General features: G+C 39.2%; 16 protein-coding genes and 2 pseudogenes. 13 read left to right on the top strand and 5 right to left on the bottom strand.

Annotated elements, in window-relative coordinates; translation table 11 throughout:
• Nucleotides 1-57 precede the first annotated feature (57 nt).
• The 6 genes and pseudogenes from QRD39_RS00550 to QRD39_RS00525 form a co-directional block, all read left to right on the top strand.
• Nucleotides 58-1,188 carry a tyrosine-type recombinase/integrase gene (locus tag QRD39_RS00550; RefSeq protein ID WP_285955273.1) on the top strand — a complete coding sequence of 377 codons (1,131 nt, stop codon included), beginning with the start codon at nt 58-60 and terminating at the stop codon, nt 1,186-1,188.
• Between the two features lie 234 nt (nt 1,189-1,422).
• On the top strand, nt 1,423-3,894 hold the full coding sequence (gyrA, locus tag QRD39_RS00545; RefSeq protein WP_285955272.1) for a DNA gyrase subunit A: 2,472 nt from the start codon (nt 1,423-1,425) through the stop codon (nt 3,892-3,894).
• The gene (locus QRD39_RS00540) at nt 3,894-4,655 is read left to right on the top strand and encodes a class A sortase (protein WP_285955271.1); all 762 of its coding nucleotides are present in this window, start codon (nt 3,894-3,896) and stop codon (nt 4,653-4,655) included. Before gyrA ends, QRD39_RS00540 begins: the two co-directional genes overlap by 1 nt.
• A 36-nt stretch (nt 4,656-4,691) precedes the next feature.
• Entirely contained in the window at nt 4,692-5,093 is a 402-nt protein-coding gene (gene gloA2, locus QRD39_RS00535) for an SMU1112c/YaeR family gloxylase I-like metalloprotein (protein WP_285955270.1), read from the top strand.
• A 113-nt stretch (nt 5,094-5,206) separates the two neighbouring features.
• A complete protein-coding gene (locus QRD39_RS00530) occupies nt 5,207-6,175 on the top strand; it encodes a DUF1002 domain-containing protein (RefSeq protein WP_002887854.1) in 969 nt (322 codons plus the stop codon).
• A gap of 138 nt (nt 6,176-6,313) precedes the next feature.
• Nucleotides 6,314-6,544, top strand: a pseudogene (locus QRD39_RS00525) (divalent metal cation transporter); the annotation flags it as partial.
• 43 nt (nt 6,545-6,587) lie between these two features.
• Here the strand turns inward: QRD39_RS00525 and QRD39_RS00520 are convergent.
• Nucleotides 6,588-7,904: an ISL3-like element ISSpn3 family transposase gene (locus QRD39_RS00520; RefSeq protein ID WP_084870161.1), complete on the bottom strand. Its 1,317-nt coding sequence runs from the start codon at nt 7,902-7,904 to the stop codon at nt 6,588-6,590.
• A 121-nt stretch (nt 7,905-8,025) separates the two neighbouring features.
• Between QRD39_RS00520 and QRD39_RS00515 the strand changes: the two are divergent.
• Nucleotides 8,026-9,066, top strand: a pseudogene (locus QRD39_RS00515) (divalent metal cation transporter); the annotation flags it as partial.
• A gap of 129 nt (nt 9,067-9,195) precedes the next feature.
• Here QRD39_RS00515 and QRD39_RS00510 read toward each other — a convergent pair.
• The 4 genes from QRD39_RS00510 to yghU form a co-directional block, all read right to left on the bottom strand.
• The gene (locus tag QRD39_RS00510) at nt 9,196-9,438 is read right to left on the bottom strand and encodes a type B 50S ribosomal protein L31 (RefSeq protein WP_008534857.1); all 243 of its coding nucleotides are present in this window, start codon (nt 9,436-9,438) and stop codon (nt 9,196-9,198) included.
• Nucleotides 9,439-9,544: 106 nt separating this feature from the next.
• Nucleotides 9,545-10,477, bottom strand: a complete 933-nt coding sequence (locus tag QRD39_RS00505) for an FAD:protein FMN transferase (protein WP_285955269.1) — start codon at nt 10,475-10,477, stop codon at nt 9,545-9,547.
• Nucleotides 10,464-11,408, bottom strand: a complete 945-nt coding sequence (locus QRD39_RS00500; RefSeq protein ID WP_285955268.1) for a DHH family phosphoesterase — start codon at nt 11,406-11,408, stop codon at nt 10,464-10,466. Before QRD39_RS00500 ends, QRD39_RS00505 begins: the two co-directional genes overlap by 14 nt.
• Before the next feature lie 79 nt (nt 11,409-11,487).
• Nucleotides 11,488-12,276 (bottom strand): glutathione-dependent disulfide-bond oxidoreductase, encoded by a 789-nt coding sequence (yghU, locus tag QRD39_RS00495; protein WP_285955267.1) that lies wholly within the window; start codon nt 12,274-12,276, stop codon nt 11,488-11,490.
• 173 nt (nt 12,277-12,449) lie between these two features.
• On the opposite strand from yghU, the gene add reads away from it, so the two are divergent.
• The 6 genes from add (at nt 12,450) to glyA (ending at nt 18,158) form a co-directional block, all read left to right on the top strand.
• Nucleotides 12,450-13,460 carry an adenosine deaminase gene (gene add, locus QRD39_RS00490; RefSeq protein ID WP_285955266.1) on the top strand — a complete coding sequence of 337 codons (1,011 nt, stop codon included), beginning with the start codon at nt 12,450-12,452 and terminating at the stop codon, nt 13,458-13,460.
• A 216-nt stretch (nt 13,461-13,676) separates the two neighbouring features.
• Entirely contained in the window at nt 13,677-14,273 is a 597-nt protein-coding gene (locus tag QRD39_RS00485) for a thymidine kinase (protein WP_002887845.1), read from the top strand.
• A 37-nt stretch (nt 14,274-14,310) separates the two neighbouring features.
• Entirely contained in the window at nt 14,311-15,390 is a 1,080-nt protein-coding gene (prfA, locus tag QRD39_RS00480) for a peptide chain release factor 1 (protein WP_002887844.1), read from the top strand.
• Nucleotides 15,387-16,220 carry a peptide chain release factor N(5)-glutamine methyltransferase gene (gene prmC, locus QRD39_RS00475; protein WP_285955265.1) on the top strand — a complete coding sequence of 278 codons (834 nt, stop codon included), beginning with the start codon at nt 15,387-15,389 and terminating at the stop codon, nt 16,218-16,220. Before prfA ends, prmC begins: the two co-directional genes overlap by 4 nt.
• Nucleotides 16,207-16,812 (top strand): L-threonylcarbamoyladenylate synthase, encoded by a 606-nt coding sequence (locus QRD39_RS00470; protein WP_285955264.1) that lies wholly within the window; start codon nt 16,207-16,209, stop codon nt 16,810-16,812. The genes prmC and QRD39_RS00470 overlap by 14 nt, the downstream gene beginning before the upstream one ends.
• Nucleotides 16,813-16,907: 95 nt before the next feature.
• Complete coding sequence (gene glyA / locus QRD39_RS00465; protein WP_285955263.1) at nt 16,908-18,158, top strand: serine hydroxymethyltransferase; 1,251 nt, start codon at nt 16,908-16,910, stop codon at nt 18,156-18,158.
• Nucleotide 18,159: the final 1 nt, after the last annotated feature.

Raw genomic sequence — 18,159 nt, 5'->3', positions numbered from 1 at the left:
GATATAATGTAGGTATTAACTAGATACCTGCTTTTTAATTTTAGAAAAGAGGTAGTTATGTTTTTTGTAGCATTAGATAATGGTAAGTATCGTTATTATGAAAAATTTTATGATACGAATTGCGAAAAGTGGAGACAAGTTTCTTGTACATTAAAATCTAAAACACGTCAGGCACAAGGTGAGGCGAGGCGGATTTTAGAGGGAATGATTGAAAAAAAGTTGGAGGTAAAAAAATCTGTAGTTACGTTTGGGACACTTTATGAGTCGTGGTTGGCTTTTAGAAAAGTTAGTGTTAAAGAAAGTACGTTTTATACACAATTGAAAGTGATTAAGGATTTTAGTCAAAGATTTTATGAAAAGAATATAGACAAAATATCTAGTATTGAAATACAGGAATATATTTTATCGTTAGACAAAAAAATAGGAACGTTAAGAGTTATGCTTTCGGTTATAAATATGATTTTTGATTACGGTAAACGTTTGGATATGTTATCTGAAAATCCTGTGTCAAAAGTTAAATTACCTAGACTATATAGTAGTATTGATGAGCTTCATAGAAAGAATATGAAGTTTTATTCAAAAGAAGAAGCAAAAGCATTGTTTGAGTATTTAAATACTATAAAAAGACATAAGATTTCAGCATTATTGGCTGAGTTCCTTTATCTTACTGGCTTGCGTTTTGGTGAAGCGTCAGGCTTACAAAAAGAGGATGTTGACTTTGAAAATATGTGTTTGACTGTGAATCGTACACTTAGTAGATTGAATATTGATAATCAGTTTAGGTTATCATCACCTAAAACAGCAAGTGCTTATCGAACAGTTTATTTTAATGACCGTTGTAAAGAAATTTTACTTGAGGCTTTTAAGCATAATAAGAGTGAGAAATATCAATCGTTTGTTTTTGTGAATAATGTACAATCTCTATTTAGTAATGCTAATTTTAATAATTATCTAGCGAAGTATGCTTTGAAGTCAGGGATAAGACCTGATTTAAAGCCTACAAGTCATGTGTTTAGACATTCTCATATTAGTTTATTAGTTGAGATGGGTTTACCATTAAAAGTGATTATGCAACGTGTCGGTCATACGGATGAAAAAACGACAACTCGAATCTATACTCATATTACTAATGCTATGAAAAGTGATTATATTGATGTAATTCGGGGTTTTGATTTAACCAAAATATAACCAAAAAAGAAGAAAATATAGAGATTTAAGTGGGTAATATAGGGAATGTTGTTTAATTATTTTGAATTTAATTAGGTGATAGCATTTTAAAAGCCTTTGGGTATAAGGTTTTTAGGGGTTATCTGAAATTGTTAAAAGGTTCGTTGTTTTTATGGTATAATAATATAGAAATTTTCTATGCTCTTTTATTAGAGTTTGGAATGATTTGAATGAAAGAAAAGAGGCATTTTAAAGGTGCAAGATAATAATTTAATTGACGTTAAATTGACATCTGAAATGAAAACGAGTTTTATTGATTACGCCATGAGTGTAATCGTTGCTCGTGCTTTGCCAGATGTTCGTGATGGTTTAAAACCAGTACAACGTCGTATCCTTTATGGAATGAATGAGCTTGGGGTGACACCTGATAAACCACATAAAAAATCAGCTCGTATCACTGGGGATGTCATGGGTAAATATCACCCACATGGTGATTCATCTATCTATGAGGCTATGGTTCGTATGGCCCAATGGTGGAGCTACCGTTACATGTTGGTTGATGGTCACGGTAACTTTGGTTCTATGGATGGTGACGGAGCCGCCGCTCAGCGTTACACTGAGGCGCGTATGTCAAAATTCGCCTTGGAAATGCTCCGTGATCTCAACAAAAATACTGTTGATTTTCAAGATAACTACGATGGTTCGGAACGTGAGCCAATTGTTCTGCCATCACGTATTCCTAATTTACTTGTTAATGGCGCAACAGGGATTGCCGTTGGTATGGCGACCAATATCCCACCGCACAATCTGTCTGAGACAATTGATGCTGTCAAATTGATGATGGACAACCCTGAGGTCACAACACGTGAGTTGATGGAAGTTCTTCCTGGCCCTGATTTTCCAACGGGTGGTCTGGTCATGGGGAAAACCGGTATTCACCGTGCCTATGAGACTGGTAAGGGTTCTATCGTACTTCGTTCTCGTACCGAAATTGAGACCACGAAATCTGGTCGTGAGCGCATTGTCGTTACAGAATTTCCTTACATGGTTAATAAGAATAAGGTCCATGAACATATTGTTCGTTTGGCCCAAGAAAAACGTGTTGAAGGAATTACAGCAGTCCGTGATGAGTCATCTCGTGAAGGAGTTCGCTTTGTTATTGAAGTGCGTCGTGATGCCTCTGCCAATGTTATCTTGAATAACCTGTTCAAATTAACGCAACTTCAGACTAACTTCAGCTTTAACATGTTGGCCATTGAAAAGGGTGTTCCTAAAATCCTTTCTTTGCGTCAAATCTTGGCGGATTATATTGCCCACCAAAAAGAAGTTGTGGTTCGTCGCACACAGTTTGACAAGGATAAGGCTGAGGCACGTGCCCATATTTTAGAAGGTTTGTTAATTGCACTTGATCACTTGGATGAAGTGATTGCAATTATTCGTAACAGTCAAACGGATTCGGAAGCACAAGCTGAGTTGATGGCTCGTTTCGAACTTACCGAACGTCAAAGCCAAGCGATTCTTGATATGCGTTTGCGTCGTTTGACCGGTTTGGAACGTGATAAGATTCAAAACGAATATAATGATCTGTTAGACTTGATTGCAGACTTGGCCGATATCTTGGCGAAACCTGGACGTGTTATTGCCATTATCAAAGAAGAATTGGATGAGAGCAAGCGAAAATTCGGAGATGCTCGTCGTACCGAACTTATGGTCGGTGAAGTTGTCTCACTTGAAGATGAAGACCTCATCGAAGAAGAAGATGTGGTTATTACGCTTTCAAACAAAGGCTATATTAAACGTTTGGCTCAAGATGAGTTCCGCTCACAAAAACGTGGTGGACGTGGGGTCCAAGGTACTGGTGTTAATGACGATGACTTTGTTCGTGATATTGTTTCAACTAGCACTCATGATCACCTTTACTTTATGACTAACAAAGGGCGTGTATACCGTCTTAAGGGCTATGAAATCCCTGAATATGGTCGTACAGCCAAGGGATTACCAATTGTCAACCTCTTGAAGTTAGACGAGGGTGAGACCATTCAAACGGTGATTAATGCTAAGAGTGATGAAGCTTCTGAAAATAATCACCTAGTCTTTGTAACTCGTCAAGGTTTGGTTAAGCGTACTAAAGAAGCCGAGTTCAAAAACATTCGCCAAAATGGTTTGATTGCCTTAAAACTTAGAGAAGGTGATGAGCTAATCAATGTCTTCTTGACTACAGGAAATGAAGAAATTATCATTGGTACCAAGTTTGGATACAGTGTACGCTTCAAGGAAAATACGATTCGAAGCATGAGTCGTATGGCTGCTGGTGTTAAAGGAGTGACTCTTCGTGATGGCGACCAAGTCGTTGGTGCTGCCGCCATTACGGACGACCAAGAAGTATTGATTATCTCTGAAAAAGGTTATGGTAAGCGTACTTCAGCCACTGAATACCCAACTAAGGGCCGTGGCGGTAAAGGTATCAAGACGGCTAATATCACTGATAAGAACGGTCATTTAGCTGGTATTGCTACCGTTTCTGGTAACGAGGACATCATGGTCATGACTGATACAGGTGTTATCATTCGTACAGCAGTTGCCAATATTTCCCAAACTGGACGTGCCACTCAAGGGGTTAAGGTCATGCGTTTGGATAATTCTGCTCGAATTGTAACTTTTGCTTTGGTTGAACCAGAAGAAGTTGTAAAAGCTCCCGAGGCCGACCAAGAAAGTGGTGATAACTGATGAGTAGAGATAAGAAAAACAAGACGACTAAAAACCGTCATAAATGGCTTGAAATCCTTCGTTGGGTTTTGATTGTTGTTCTTTTGGTTGTTGGTCTAGCGCTATTTTTCAATAAGTCCATCCGCAACACTGTGATTGCCTGGAACACCAATAAATATCAAGTTAGTAATGTTTCTAAAAAGACAATTGAGAAAAACAAAGAAGCTAAGACTAGCTTTGACTTTGAAAATGTTCAATCAATCAGTACTGGATTCGTTTTGCAAGCGCAAATGGATGCTCAAAAGCTTCCGGTTATTGGTGGTATTGCCATTCCTGAGGTCGGTATCAATCTCCCTATTTTCAAAGGTCTTGGAAATACAGAGTTGACTTACGGTGCAGGAACCATGAAGGAAACTCAAGTCATGGGTGGGGAAAACAATTATGCCCTGGCTAGTCACCATGTTTTTGGTATTGCAGGGGCTTCTGATATGCTTTTTTCACCTCTTGATAGGGCTAAGAAAGGCATGAAGATTTATCTTACGGATAAAAATAAAGTCTACACTTATGTCATTAGTGAGGTTACAGTTGTTCAACCAACTGAAGTAGCGGTGGTTGATGATACACCTGGTAAGTCAGAAGTTACTCTTGTGACTTGTACAGATGCTGAAGCAACTCAGCGTACAATTGTCAAAGGAGTTTTGAAAACTCAAGTAGAATATGATAAGGCTAATTCAGATATTATTGATGCCTTTAACAAATCATATAACCAATTTCAAAGTTGAGAAAAGGCCGTAAGGCCTTTTTCTAAGGAGGAAAAAATGTTTTTAAATACGGTACACCATGTTGCCATCATAGTTTCTGATTATGAGCGCTCTCGAGATTTTTATGTCAATAAACTTGGTTTTGAAATCATTAGGGAAAATCATCGTCCCGAGCGTCATGATTATAAGTTAGACTTACGTTGTGGAGCCATAGAGCTTGAAATCTTTGGCACTAAAACGAATGATCCGGCCTATGTGGAGCCACCTCAACGTCCATCCTATCCTGAAGCTTGTGGCTTGCGTCATTTAGCATTCAAGGTTTCTCATATAGAGGAAGTTGTAAAAGACTTAGATGAAAAAGGTATCTCTTGCCAACCTATTCGAAGGGATACGTTTACTGGCGAAAAGATGACTTTTTTTGACGATCCTGATGGTCTTCCTTTGGAGTTGCATGAGTAGTTTTTTTGACCTTATTTTTTCAAGTCATGGTATAATTAATTCATGTCTGACCCTTTTGTCAGTCGTCCTTTAGGAGATTATGGATACTAATCTATTTTCGAAAGGAAAAACACATGAAATTGAAAAAACTTTTTATTACTGGGGCTGCTCTGTTAGCTTCAGTGACTACCTTTGCTTCAGCTGCTCAAGCAGCCACATCGTCAGACGTTCAAAAGGTTATTGATGAATCTTATGTTCAGCCTGACTATGTCATGGGGTATTCTTTGTCAGAAGATCAACGCAACCAGACCTTGAATTTGTTGGGTTATGATAGCAATAAAGATACCAATGTTAAGACGCTAACGACATCAGCATATGCAAAAATCATGAATGTTGCAGACGATTCTAGTTTACAGTTATATTCCTCGGTTAAAATCGCAAAGCTAGGTGCTAAAGAAACCTTGACTGTTGATATTGTAACGCCACAAAATATCACGAAAGTTACATCGGATATGTATCGTAATGCCGCAACGACACTTGGTATTGAACATGCTAAGATTACAGTAGCAGCACCGATTGCCGTTACTGGTGAAAGTGCCTTGGCTGGTATTTATTATTCCCTTGAGCAAAATGGAGCCAAAGTTTCAGATGAAAGCAAGGAGCTTGCCCAAGAGGAACTTAAAACCCTTTCTCAAATCAATGAGGAAAATTCAGGTAAGAGTAACTATGATGCTGATAAGCTTAATGTAGCCATGACTGATATCAAATCTGCAGTTGCAGATAAAGGCGACAAGTTGACTGAAGATCAAGCTAAAACAATTGTTCAGCAAACCATCAATAACTACAACTTGAATCTTTCTGATAATCAAATCAATCTTTTGGTTAATTTTGCTTTGAATTTATCTAAGTCCTCAATCATTGATAGTGCAAGTTTCAAGTCAAGCTTGAGTTCTCTGAAAGATTCTATCGTTTCTAAAGCTGGAAATACCTTCTCTGGCATCAACTTAAAATTTGATGCTAACAAGACACTTGAAAATAGCAAAAATATTTTTGCACAAATCTGGCAAGCTATCGTAGATTTCTTTACTGGATTGTTTAAATAGTGAAAGAGCTATCCGTTTGGATGGCTTTTTTCGATTTTTCAGAAAATATTTGAAATACTATTGAAATTTTTTACACAATTGTGTAAAATAGTAACCATCAATTCAGATTATTCTGAAAATTGTTTTAGGAGGCTTTTTATGTCACAATCAAGTGTTACGAGTCAGTCAACCTGGCGTAGTAAAATAAAAGCAATGGGACCAGGTATCCTAATGGCATCTGCTGCCGTAGGTGGTTCCCATATCGTTTCTTCAACACAAGCCGGAGGTATGTATGGCTGGGCCTTGTTAGGTTTAGTTATTCTAGCTAACCTCTTTAAATATCCATTTTTCCGTTTTGGTGCGGAATACACAGCAGATACTGGAAAAACTGGCTCTTTGTCAAATAGTGTTGATGAAGAATTTTAGGAAGGGATTAAGCAACTAATTGTTGCTTAATTCCTTTTTGTTTTGGGCCAAACATTTTTGTTATTAAGATAATCCTGTTTCTAAAATGGTAATAGTTTTTAAAACCGTAGGCATTTCTTTTAAGCACTTTTATTTTATTGTTTATTCCTTCGATAGGGCCATTTGTTCTAGTTGGATACTCACAAGTATTTTGAATATATGGCAAGTAAGTCATAAGAGTCTTTAATACTCTTTTTAACCCAGGAGATAGGTCTAATTGCGTAGCTGCTTCAATCGTTTCCTTGAATTCTATATAATCTCTATCCTGTATACATTCACGAAGTGAATGTACAACCTCATAATCATGTTTAAGAGATGGATTGTTTTCTAAGATATAATCCACAATTCCTTGGGTTGTCATAAAGCTTTCAAAAAGCTTATAACGATTATATTTATAGTTCTGAAGTTCATTAGGATTCTTTAAAATTAACTTCCAATAATGTTTTAACTTTCGATATAATTTAGCGTCTTTATAACGATGCTGATTCATGACACGTACCCGAGTTCGATTTAATTCTCTATTTAAGGCTTGTACGATGTGAAAAGGATCAATGATAATTTTAGCGTTAGGAAACATTTCTTTTATTAATTGAATGTACGGTACGTACATGTCGATAGAGATGGTTTTTACCTTTAATCTAGTCTTAGGCTCAAAACGATAAAAATATTGTTTCAAACTGTAAGATTTTCTATCTCGTACAACATCGACCAGCTTGTGTGTAGTGCTATCACAAATAATGAAGCTCATATTACTATCGGAAGATTTAACGGATTTAAATTCATCAAAACACAAATGCTCAGGTAAATCGTGTAATGGTTTAATGGTCAATAATCGTGCTGTATCATCTATGATACGTCTTACAGTATGAACTGAAACATTTGTTTCTTTTGCGATATATGTTTCAGATACTGTTTCACTAATTTTTGATTTGATTTCATTTTTTAATCTTTTAGAGATATGACAGTGTTTTTCTACGATTCGACTAGTGTCTGCGGTAAATGAAGAGCCGCATTCTCTACAGAGAAATCTCTGCTTGCGTAGATTTAAGTAGGCCGGAAGGCCTGAAACAGAACAGAGAGTGATACGAGATGTTTTCGTGCCGTTTTTAACGATATTATTATTTTGGCTAACACATCCACAAACAGTACAAAATTCTGGTTTATGCGTATATGTAGCTGAATAAAATAAAGATTTTCTCTTTTTAAATACCTTCTCTTGAACTTTATTATCCCAAATCATGTTTTTATCTTTGATTTGTAGTGTAGCTTCTAGTATATTGTTCATATGGTCATCATCCTTTTGTTTTAGGTTTCAGCGCTTTTAATATAATGGATGTTGGCCTTTTTGTATACACAAAATAGGGTTGGTGGAAAAATTCCATCAACCCTAAAAATTATAGAACCGAAAAACTCTGGTTGAAGGATATGCTGAAAAAGGGAAGTTCTACCTTTGGGTATTCTTCATCCTCAATGTTTTCTCAGCTTTGGTTAATACAGCAGGTGTTGCTATCCTCTGTGCGGCTATCATTGCGAGTGCCTTTCCCATGCTAGGTTTGACCATTACTGTTTGGTCGTTCATCTTGGTTGCTATTATCTGGGGAATGTTGCTCTTTGGGGGGTACAAACTTCTTGATGGTATGGCCAAATGGATTATGTCTGCCTTGACCATTGCAACCGTAGGAGCGGTTATTATTGCCGCTATCAAACACCCAGAGTATAGCGTGGATTTCGTAGAGAAAAGTCCATGGCAACTAGCGGCTCTTCCATTTATCGTGTCGCTTCTTGGTTGGATGCCAGCTCCAATCGAAATTTCAGCCATCAACTCACTTTGGTCTGCCGAGAAAAAGAAATCGGTTGATTTTAACACTGATGATGCACTCTTTGATTTTAATGTTGGCTATATCGGAACGGCTATCTTGGCAGTATTCTTTGTAGCTCTTGGTGCTCTTATTCAGTATCCAACTGGTAAACCTGTGGTAGCAGCCTCAGCGGCCTATATCGCACAATTCGTCGGTATGTATGAATCAGTGCTTGGTACTTGGTCTCGCTACTTGATTACTTTCATTGCTTTCTTGTGTATTTTTGGTACCGTTATCACAGTTATTGATGGTTATTCACGTGTAAATGAGATATCTCTACGACTTTTGTTTAACAAGAAAGAATCCAGTGCAACACCTTTGAACGTATGGATGACTTTGACTTCAATTATTGGTCTTATCATCATTATCTTCTTCCAAGGTCAAGTTGGTACCATGCTTCGTTTCGCCATGATTGGTTCATTCTTGACAACACCTTTCTTTGCGCTATTGAACTATGTGCTTGTCACTAAGGCTAAGAAAGATTTTCCAACCTGGTTGAAAGTGCTTGCCATTGCAGGTTTGATTTTCTTGTTCGGATTTGCCATCTTCTTTATCTGGGCAATGCTTATCGGTAAAGCCGGAGTTTAATAGTTTATTAAGACAGTATCCATTGGGATGCTGTTTTTTAAGTCTTCAATAAAGCTTCTGTAATAGCAATAGATTTAAAGATAAAGAAAAAACCATTCCAAATGGAATGGTTCAACAACAAAATGTTGCTTATTTGAGACCGTATTTTTTGTTGAAACGATCCACGCGTCCGTCTGCTTGTGTGAATTTTTGACGGCCAGTGTAGAATGGGTGAGAATCTGATGAAATTTCTACACGGATAAGTGGGTAAGTTTCACCTTCGAATTCAACTGTTTCGTTTGAGTACTTAGTTGAACCGCTAAGGAATTGGTAACCAGTAGTTGTGTCCATGAATACTACTGGACGGTAATCTGGATGGATATCTTTTTTCATGTTAAAATGTTTCCTTTCTGCCATGGTACTTTCCGCACCATAGTTTTTTTTAACTATTCTAGTTTATCAAAACCTTAACTTCTTGACAAGTCTTTTTCCCTATTTTTTAGGAAAGTCGTATCTTGTATACACCGCTTGTTTGAAAGCAGTAGTTGTCTTTATCAATAATAATGGCTTCAAGGTCTTCATGGGCACTAACTTCTTGGAAAATATGCTCAAGACTTGACCCAAATAATCGAGTCGTCCAAATTTCGCCATCAACTGAAAGTGGAGAAATGATAGTAAGGCTTGCAAGATTGCTAGTAACAGGATAGCCAGTTTGACTATCAAAAATATGATGATAGGTCTTACCGTCTATTTCAAAAGTCCGTTCATAGATTCCAGAAGTGACGACAGATTGGTCTCTGATAGCAAGCACCATGAGATTGGTGTTCCTCGTCTCCTTAGGATTTTGAATACCAATTCGCCATTTATGGTCAGGATTATGGAGAGCTGGTCCGAAGGTTAGAACATTGCCTCCTAGATTTATCAAGGCACTGGTTACTTTTTCAACTTTGAGAAAGTCTGCAATCCGATCTGCGATATAACCCTTAGCTAAGGCACCCAGATCAATTTTCATCCCCTTTTCTTTGAGGAAGACACTATGATCTTCTTCGGATAAGCTAATAGCAGTTGGATTGATGAGGTTTAAAAGTGGGCTGATTTCTGTGGGCTGAGGAAGTCTGGCATCAGAAAAGCCAATCCGCCAGGTCTGAATGAGAGGACCAATGGCAATATTAAGGTGGCTTCCAACTTGGCAACTATGCCATTTTCCAAGAGAAATCAGTTCGAACAGTTCTGGATGAATCTTTACAGGGTGTATACCGGCAGCCTTATTAATTTGCATGAGTTCAGAACTGTCGTCATTAGCAGAGAATCGCTTATTATAAAGATGAAGCAATGCCTCAACCTGGTCTAGTACGGGTTCTGGTTGATTATGATAGATGGAAACATCAATAACAGTTCCCATAAGATGTACACGACGATTAGTGAGTTGCATGGGCAACAGTATCCTTGATTTCTTGATAGATTTGGTCATTTTCCTCTAAGCTGTAGGAATTGGCACCACTGGCAAGTGGGTGTCCACCACCGTCATGACGCTTAGCAATCTCGTTGATGACAATAGACTTACTACGAAGGCGCACACGGTAATGCCCTTCAGGCTGCTCTACGAAAATAGCCCATGATTGAACGGTGTCAATACGACCAGGAGTGCCAACAATGGCTGAACTTTCAGCATCAGAGACATTAAAGTCATCAAGTACTTTTCGTGTTAGGACGACTCGAGCTGCCCCATTTTCATCGACTTCAAGATTATCGAAAACATAGCCTTGCAATTTAGCGATTTTGAAGGGAAAACTGTCCATACGACGTGCCATAGCAGAAAAATCGAAGTCGTATTCACGTAGTTTTGCTGCAATGTGAAGTGTTTTTGCAGTTGTCGATGGGAAGAGGAAGCGTCCCGTATCGCCAACTATGCCATTATATAGAACACGTGCAGCTGCATCTGAAAGGGCTAAACCGACAGTGAGGGCCCAGTCTGTCACAATTTCGCTGGCACTTGAAGCAGTAGTATCAACTAAAAGCAGGTCTCCGTAAGCATCATCGTTAGGATGGTGGTCAATTTTGATAAGAAAGTCGCCCTTACTATATCGGTCATCATCAATACGAGGAGTATTGGCGGTATCAGTAACGATAACAAGAGCTCCTTCATAATCCTGATAAGCTACTTCATCCATCTCAGCAATCCAAGATAGAGTTGGTTCATTGATACCAGTTGCAAGGACCTTTTTATCTGGAAAGTTTGTTTTCAAAATTTCCTTCAAACCTACCTGACTACCGATGGCATCAGGGTCTGGTCGTTGGTGGCGATGAATAATAATAGTGTCATAAGCTTTTATTTTTTCTAAAATAGCTTGAAATACAGTCATGAAAATCTCCTTGTGATTTTTTTCTATTATATCATGAATAGAAGCAAAAACGATTAGCCTAAACTAACCGTTGCAAAGATTAAATTTCTTTATAATCAACATCAAGGCCACGCTGAACAGCTGGACGGTTGCTGATCTTATCAGCCCAAGCTTGAAGATGCTTGTATTCTTTAACGTTAAGGAAGATACCAGCCTTGTCCCAAATCTTATCCTGAGCAAGTCGGCCATACCAAGACCAGATTGCGATATCAGTGATAGTGTACTCATCCCCAGCGATATAAGGTTTGGTTGCAAGTTCTTTATCCACCAGGTCAAGTTGGCGTTTGGCTTCCATAGCAAAACGTTTGATGGCGTATTCGATTTTTTCAGGAGCGTAATGGAAGAAGTGACCAAAACCACCGCCTAGGAAAGGTGCAGCGCCTGTTTGCCAAAAGAGCCAGTTGAGAACTTCAGTACGTTTAGCGTGATCAGTTGGAATAAGTTTTCCAAACTTTTCAGCCAAGTAAAGGAGGATGTTAGCTGATTCAAAGACACGAACGGGTTGGTCTTGGGAATAATCCATCATGGCAGGAATTTTTGAATTTGGATTGATAGCAACAAAGTCTGATCCAAACTGATCACCATTACCAATCTTAATACGATAAGCATCATATCCTGCTTGAGTCACACCGAGTTCTTTAAGTTCTTCTAACATGATAGTTGCCTTGATACCGTTTGGCGTCGGAAGAGTATAGAGTTGGAAAGGTTGATTGCCTTTTGGTAAGGTTTGTTCAAAACGGGCACCAGCAGTCGGTTGGTTAATACCACCCCAGGCTCCTCCCATAGCAGCAGGATTTTCCCAAACTTCGGGTAAAATATAGTCAGACATGATAATTCTCCTTGTATTCTTGATAGTTACATCCTAACAAAATGCAAGTGGCATTTCAAGAATCTGCTATGTCTCATTGGCTTTAGCATCTTGACTTTTTTCTATGGAATGATAATATAGTAAAAATTAATTTTATTTGATTAACAAAAACAAAGATTGGGAGAGTAAAAAATTTGACAGCTATCGATTTTCATCACTTGGCTAAAACAGAATTGCACTGCCATTTGGATGGTTCTTTGTCAATAGAGACCATTCGTCATCTTGCTAAATTAGCACAGATTGCACTACCAGAAGATGACGCAGAGCTCAAACACCATGTGACAGCTCCACATACCTGTGAGAGTCTTCTGGATTATTTGGTGGCTTTCGATTACATTCGCCCACTGTTACAGACTAAGGAAGCTTTAACCCTTGCTGCCTATGATGTGGCTAAGCAGGCTGCTCTTGAGAATGTCATCTATATTGAAGTGCGTTTTGCACCTGAATTGTCTATGGATAAGGGGCTTACTGTCGTTGAAACTATCCAAGCTGTTTGTCAAGGGTTACGTCAAGCTCAGGACGAATTCGGTATTGTGGCTAAGGCCTTGGTTTGTGGAATGCGTCAATCGGACCAAGATTTGACTTCTCGTATCCTTGATGAAGCCAATAAGGTTGAAGAGACTGATTTTGTTGGCTTTGATTTTGCTGGTGATGAGCATCATTATGGACCAAGGGCTATTGAATCTTTGATTGAACAAGTTCAGACTTACGACCGTCCTATGACTTTCCACGCAGGTGAGTGTGGCTGCCCAGCCTTTCTAGCTCAGTCTATTGCAATGGGAATCAAGCGTAATGGACATGCGACTATCCTTGCTCAAGAGCCTGAACTTTTGGAAGAATTTGTAAAAAATGGTGTCACAGGTGAATTGTGTCTGACAAGTAATCTCCAGACCAAGGCTGCTGTTACTGTTGCTGATTTCCCTTACCTAAAAATGAAAGCAGCGGGGGCAAACATTACGATTAATACGGACAATCGTACCGTTTCTGATACAAACCTAACCAAAGAATACGAACTCTATCACAAGTATTTTAACACTTCTGTTCAAGATTTTTTTGTTCACAATAAGACAGCGATAGAGGCTTCCTTTGCTAGTGATGAAGAGAAAGAAGAACTTCTTGAAAAATTGACTCAGGCTTATTCATAAGAAATAAGGTTAGGATAAAGCAGATGTAAGAGCTAAACGAGTGTAGTTCAAACAGAATGACTAAGTGCTCTGTTAAAAAGGTTAGTACTGATTTTCTTATTTGAGTCAAGAATAAGAAGACAATGTGATTTTTTTCAAAAATTGTTCAGTATCAGGCCCTTTTGCGTCTCGAATTATGATAAAATAAGTACAAAATATATTTTAGAGGAGTCTGGTTTGGCACAGCTTTATTTTCGCTACGGCACCATGAATTCGGGAAAATCTATTGAAATTCTCAAGGTGGCCCATAATTATGAAGAACAGGGAAAACCAGTTGTGCTTATGACCAGTCGTCTGGATAATCGAGATGGTGTAGGTTATATTTCTAGCCGAATAGGCATGAAACGTAAGGCTTATCCAATTGGTAATGACACGGATATTTTTGGATACATTGCTGCTATGAATCCTAGTCCCTATTGTGTTTTGATTGATGAGGCTCAATTTCTGACTCGGGCAAATGTCTATGATTTGGCACGTATTGTTGACGAATTGGATATTCCCGTAATGGCATTTGGCTTAAAAAATGATTTTCAAAACAACCTGTTTGAGGGATCAAAGTATCTCTTGCTTTTATCTGACAAGATTGATGAAATAAAAACCATCTGTCATTACTGCTCTAGGAAGGCGACTATGGTTCTACGCATGGAAAATGGAGAGCCGGTTTATGAAGGGGCACAGGTTCAAATTGGAGGTCATGAGAGTTATATTTCCGTTTGTCGAAAGCACTGGTTTAACCCACCTCGCAAGAAAATAGTTCCTTTGAAAGAGGATTAAAAACGATTATCAGTTATACAAGGAGTAACAGTAACAAATGAACATTTATGATCAGTTGCAGGCGGTTGAAGACCGTTACGAGGAATTAGGAGAGCTACTTAGTGACCCTGAGGTTGTTTCGGATACTAAGCGTTTTATGGAATTGTCTCGTGAGGAGGCTAATACCCGTGAAACTGTAACAGTTTACCGTGAATACAAGCAAGTTATCCAAAACATCACAGATGCTGAGGAGATGATTAAGGAAGCAAGCGGTGATCCTGACTTGGAAGAAATGGCTAAGGAAGAACTCAAAGAATCCAAAGCCGCTAAAGAGGAGTACGAAGAACGTTTGAAAATTCTTCTCTTGCCAAAAGACCCTAATGATGACAAGAATATCATCCTTGAAATCCGTGGGGCTGCAGGTGGTGATGAAGCAGCTTTGTTTGCGGGAGACCTCTTAAATATGTACCAAAAATACGCTGAAACACAAGGTTGGCGCTTTGAGGTCATGGAAGCATCATACAATGGTGTCGGAGGTATCAAAGAAGTGGTTGCCATGGTTTCAGGACAATCAGTCTACTCTAAACTCAAATATGAATCGGGAGCGCACCGTGTACAACGTGTCCCTGTGACTGAGAGTCAAGGACGTGTCCATACTTCAACGGCAACTGTCTTGGTCATGCCAGAAGTTGAAGAAGTGGATTATGAAATTGATCCTAAAGACCTTCGTGTTGATATCTATCACGCTTCTGGTGCTGGTGGTCAGAACGTCAATAAGGTTGCGACTGCCGTTCGTATGGTCCATATTCCAACTGGCATTAAGGTTGAAATGCAAGAAGAACGTACGCAACAGAAAAACCGTGATAAAGCCATGAAGATTATTCGTGCCCGCGTGGCTGACCACTTTGCACAGATTGCTCAAGATGAACAAGATGCTGAACGTAAATCGACTGTTGGTACAGGGGACCGTTCAGAGCGTATCCGTACTTACAACTTCCCACAAAACCGTGTGACGGATCACCGTATTGGTTTGACCCTTCAAAAACTAGATACGATTTTAGCTGGTAAACTAGATGAAGTTGTTGATGCTTTGGTTCTTTACGATCAAACACAAAAATTGGAAGAACTTAACAAATGATTCTGGCAGATGCCTTAGCAGGCTATGAGAAGGAACTTGGGGCTGTTGGAGAAGAGCCAGAGGCTCTGTCCTTTGTCTATCGTGGTTTGAAACATTGGGATTTGACGCAATTTGTTCTTCATCTACGACAAGAAGTTTCAGAGGAAGACGAAAAGCTTCTTTCTAATATCTTTCATCAACTAAAAGCGCATAAACCTGCTCAGTATATTTTAGGTTTTGAAGATTTTCATGGCTTACGTTTTCAAGTTGATGAGCGTGTTTTGATTCCTCGTCCTGAAACTGAGGAATTAGTGGAGCTAATTTTGGCGGAAAACCCAAAGACAGAGCTTAAGGTTCTTGATATTGGAACAGGGAGTGGTGCTATTGCAGTGTCTCTGAAAGAGAGTTGTCCTCTTTGGCAAGTGACAGCCAGTGACTTGTCTGTGGATGCTTTAGAACTTGCTAGAGAAAATGCCAAGCTCAACCGAGTAGACATCAGTTTTATTCAATCGGATGTTTTTGAAAATATTTCTGGTAGTTTTGATATCATTGTGTCAAATCCTCCCTATATTTCTGAAAATGATAAGAACGAAGTTGGTTTAAATGTCTTGGCTAGTGAGCCCAAGATGGCTTTGTTTGCTGATGAAGATGGCCTTGCCATTTATAGACAGATTATTGAGGGGGCTGCTAAGCATCTAAGTCCTCAAGGAAAACTCTATTTTGAGATTGGCTATAAGCAGGGCAGTGATTTGAAGAAACTCTTGTCTCTACATTTTCCAGATAAGTGTGTGCGTGTCCTTAAGGACCAATTTGGGCAGGATAGAATGGTTGTGATGGATGATGGAAACTAACACGGATTTAAAAGCAATCTTGGCAAATGGAGGGGCAGTCGTCCTTCCCACAGAGACGGTTTATGGTCTTTTTGCTAGAGCTTTGGACGAGAAGGCGGTCAATCATGTCTATGAGCTAAAAAATCGTCCTAGGGATAAGGCTATGAATTTGAATATCGCTTCTTATGAAGATATCTTGACCTATTCAAAAGAGCAACCCGACTATCTCAAAAAACTTTACGATGCTTTTTTGCCTGGACCTTTGACCATCATTTTAAAAGCTAATAGCCAAGTACCTAAGTGGATTAATTCGGGTTTGACGACGGTTGGCTTTCGCTTGCCAAACCATCCTGTAACTAGAGAATTGATTCAAGCTGAAGGACCTCTGATTGGTCCATCCGCTAACAAGTCGGGGATGGCAAGTGGCCGTTATTTTGACCACATCAGAGCGCAGTTTGATTTTCAGGTGACAGGCTATCAAGATGATGATGCCCTGTTGGGCCTAGATTCGACGATTTTGGACCTGTCTGTTACTCCAGCAAGAATACTTAGACAGGGAAAGATTACAAAAGATGACCTATTGGCAGCTCTACCAGAGTTGACCATAGAATAAATGACTAACAGAGACCCGGGAAAGTGTGAGAAAACTTTCAGTTGTGTATGGGTGAGTTGAGAAAAACCCATTAGACCAATAAATAGGAGATCTCAATGATTTTTGACAAAGAAGATTACAAAGCATTTGACCCTGAACTTTGGGACGCCGTTGCCAAAGAAGAAGAACGCCAGCAGAACAATATTGAATTGATTGCTTCTGAAAATGTCGTTTCTAAGGCTGTTATGGCGGCTCAAGGAACACTTTTGACCAACAAATACGCTGAAGGCTATCCTGGTAAGCGTTACTACGGTGGTACAGACGTGATTGATGTGGTTGAAACCCTTGCTATTGAACGTGCTAAGAAACTTTTTGGTGCAAAATTTGCCAATGTACAACCTCACTCAGGTAGTCAGGCCAATGCTGCTGTTTACATGTCTTTGATTCAACCAGGTGACACTGTGATGGGAATGGATTTGTCAGCAGGTGGTCACTTGACACATGGTGCGCCAGTTAGTTTTTCTGGTAAGACTTATCACTTCGTTGCTTACAATGTTGATAAGGAAACTGAACTTCTTGATTATGAAGCTATCCTTGCTCAAGCAAAAGAAGTAAAACCAAAACTCATCGTTGCGGGGGCTTCAGCTTACTCACGTATCATTGATTTTGCTAAATTCCGTGAAATCGCTGATGCAGTAGGTGCTTATCTCATGGTAGATATGGCTCATATTGCTGGTCTTGTGGCATCAGGCCATCATCCAAGTCCAGTACCTTATGCACATGTGACAACCACAACAACTCACAAGACTCTCCGTGGTCCTCGTGGTGGATTGATCTTGACTAATGATGAAGACATTGCTAAGAAAATCAATTCTGCCGTCTTCCCTGGTTTGCAAGGTGGTCCTTTGGAACACGTTATTGCAGCTAAGGCTGTTGCCCTTAAAGAAGCACTTGACCCTGCCTTTAAGGAATACGGTGAAAATGTCATCAAGAACGCCGCAGCTATGGCAGATGTTTTCAATCAACATCCAGACTTCCGTGTCATTTCAGGCGGAACCAATAATCACCTCTTCTTGGTCGATGTGACTAAGGTTGTTGAAAATGGTAAGGTTGCTCAAAATGTTCTTGAAGAAGTGAATATTACCTTGAACAAAAATGGTATTCCTTATGAACAATTGTCACCATTCAAAACATCTGGTATTCGTGTAGGTAGCCCAGCTATTACAAGTCGTGGTATGGGTGAAGCTGAGAGCCGTAAGATTGCTGAGTTGATGATCCAAGCTTTGGAAAATCACGACAAACCAGAAGTTTTGGAACACATTCGTGGTGAAGTCAAAACACTTACAGATGCCTTTCCACTTTATTAAG

This window comes from Streptococcus raffinosi, from assembly GCF_030284685.1.
Lineage (GTDB): Bacteria > Bacillota > Bacilli > Lactobacillales > Streptococcaceae > Streptococcus > Streptococcus raffinosi.
Note: the sequence above shows the minus strand (reverse complement) of the source record. Positions and strands in the feature narration are given on the sequence as shown.